General features: G+C 64.0%; 2 protein-coding genes. Both read right to left on the bottom strand.

The window, feature by feature from the left end; genetic code table 11:
• Positions 1–172 precede the first annotated feature (172 nt).
• Positions 173–901 (bottom strand): IS21-like element helper ATPase IstB, encoded by a 729-nt coding sequence (istB, locus tag A0U87_RS26040; RefSeq protein WP_137406136.1) that lies wholly within the window; start codon positions 899–901, stop codon positions 173–175.
• The gene (gene istA / locus A0U87_RS26045) at positions 888–2,402 is read right to left on the bottom strand and encodes an IS21 family transposase (protein ID WP_137406137.1); all 1,515 of its coding nucleotides are present in this window, start codon (positions 2,400–2,402) and stop codon (positions 888–890) included. Before istA ends, istB begins: the two co-directional genes overlap by 14 nt.
• Positions 2,403–2,514 lie beyond the last annotated feature (112 nt).

Genomic DNA, 2,514 nt, shown 5'->3' on the forward strand with positions numbered 1-2,514 from the left:
TGTCAATCGGCGTGCAAACGGGACCCCCGATCGGCGCGCAAAAGGGACCCCTTTTCAAGGATGGCAGGAAGGTCGAGGAACGCGCCTTGCGCAGCGCGCGGCGTAGGGAGGGCGGAGCCCGACCGGAGGCGCGCGCAGCGCAAAGCATCTTAATCCCGGCGTGCGACGGGGGTCAGTTTCGGTTCTTGAAGCGCCAGCTGTCATTGCCGGTCTCGATGATGTCGCAATGATGGGTCACGCGATCGAGGAGAGCGGTGGTCATCTTCGGATCGCCGAACACGGTCGGCCATTCCCCGAACGCCAGATTGGTGGTGATGACGACGCTGGTTTGCTCGTAAAGCTTGCTGACCAGATGGAACAGCAACTGCCCGCCTGAACGGGCGAACGGCAGATAGCCAAGCTCGTCCAGAACCACGAGATCGAGCCGGGAGAGTTGAGAGGCAAGCGCGCCGCTCTTGCCGATCCGGGCTTCCTCTTCGAGGCGGGTCACCAGATCCACGGTGTTGAAGTAACGCCCCCGCGCCCCGGCGCGGACGACATTGGCGGTGATGGCGATAGCCAGATGGGTCTTACCTGTGCCGGTGCCGCCGACCAGAACGACATTGCGCCGTGCGGGCAGGAATGCGCCGCCGTGTAGCGAACGGACCAACCCCTCGTTGATCGGCGTCCCTTCGAAGCGGAAAGCATCGAGGTCCTTCACCACCGGCAGCTTGGCAGCCGCCATCCGGTATCGGATCGAGGCCGCGTGACGGTGCGTTGCCTCCGCGCGCAGTAGATCGGTCAGTATCTCCATCGTCGTGCGCTGTCGCTGAAGCCCTGTGGTGACGGCCTCATCGAACGCGCCAGCCATCCCCTTGAGTCCAAGCCCGCGCATCGCGTCGATCATGTCATGCCGCTGCATGGAAGTTCCTCAGTTGGTCGTAACGGGCACAGTCGGCGATCGGCGGATGCCTCAGGGCGTTGTCCTCCGACGTGACAATCGTCAGCGGTCGTGGCGGTTCGCGTCGCCGTGCCAGGATATTGAGGATCAGATCGTCGCTCGCCGTGCCGGTTGCCAGTGCCTCCCGCACGGCGGCTTCGACGAGTTCCAGGCCATCGGTCAGCACGGCCGCCAGTACGCGCACGAACCGCCGATCGGCATCATCGCCGTTGCCCAGCTTGCGTCGCAACCGCGCCAAGGCTGGCGGCAACTCCCAGTCCTGGAAGGGTGCGCCGTTGCGCAACGCGCCGGGCTTGCGGGCCAGCACCGGCAGATAGTGCCAGGGATCATAGATGGTGCGGTTCCGCCCGAAGAAGCGGGGATGCTCGGCGACGACCTCATCGCCGCATCGCACGACAATGCGGTCGGCATAGGCCCGAACCTGCACCGTGCGCCGCGCCACCGTCGAGAGGACCGAGTATCGGTTGCGATCGTAGCTGATCAGGCAGGTGCCCGACACGCCGTGCTCGCTCTCGTTGAAGCCATCGAACGGCCCCAGCATCGACTGTAATGCAGGGCGTTCCATCTCCAGCATCTGCGCCACGGTCTGTTCGCCCTGCTCAGGATGGGCTTGTCGTTCGGCCCAGCGCCGGCACTCAGCTTCCAGCCAGCCATTGAGCTCCTCGAGGCTGGCGAACCGCAGACGGGGCTGGAAGAAGCGCCCTCGGATGGTCTGCACCTGGTTCTCGACCTGGCCCTTCTCCCATCCCGCCGCCGGCGAGCAGGCCGTGGGCTCGACCATGTAATGGTCGGCCATGATCAGGAACCGCCGGTTGAACACCCGGTCCTTACCGGTGAACACGCTCGTCACCGCCGTCTTCATATTATCGTAGATGCCGCGCCGGGGCACGCCGCCGAAGAAGGCAAAGCCGCGCGCATGCGCGTCGAACAGCATCTCCTGGGTCTCGCGTGGATAGGCCCGGACATACACAGCCCGCGATGCGCACAGCCGCATATGCGCGACCTTTACCCGCATCGGCTTGCCGGCGATCTCGACATCCTCGTGGCTCCAGTCGAACTGGTAGGCCTCACCGGGCTGGAACAGCATCGGAATGAAGGCAGTCGTCCCGTCTCCGACATCCCTGCGCCGCTCGATCTTCCACCGTGCCGCATAGCGGCGCACGGCATCGTAAGAGCCCTCGAAACCCTCACGCACCAGAAGGTCGTGGATACGCGTCATCCGAAGCCGGTCACGCCGCCCCCGTAACTCGTTCTCTTCCAGCAACACATCCAGGCGATCCTGAAACGGACCGATCCGCGGCAGCGGCTGAACCTTGCGTCGATAATCAAATGCGCCGTCCGGCGCCCGGATCGCCTTGCGGATTACCTTCCGCGATACATGCAGGTCACGCGCGATCGCCTTGATCGCCTTCCCGCCGGCATACTCACGCCGGATACGAACCACTGTCTCCAAAACCAACATCCCGATCTCGCCGCATGAACTTCCACGCGACTGTGTAAGCTATCGAAATGAGGGGTCCCTTTTAGACGCCGATCACCCCGCTAACGGGGTTCTTTTTGCACGCCGATTCACA

Source organism: Sphingobium sp. MP9-4 (genome assembly GCF_005281675.1).
Classification (GTDB): domain Bacteria; phylum Pseudomonadota; class Alphaproteobacteria; order Sphingomonadales; family Sphingomonadaceae; genus Sphingobium; species Sphingobium yanoikuyae.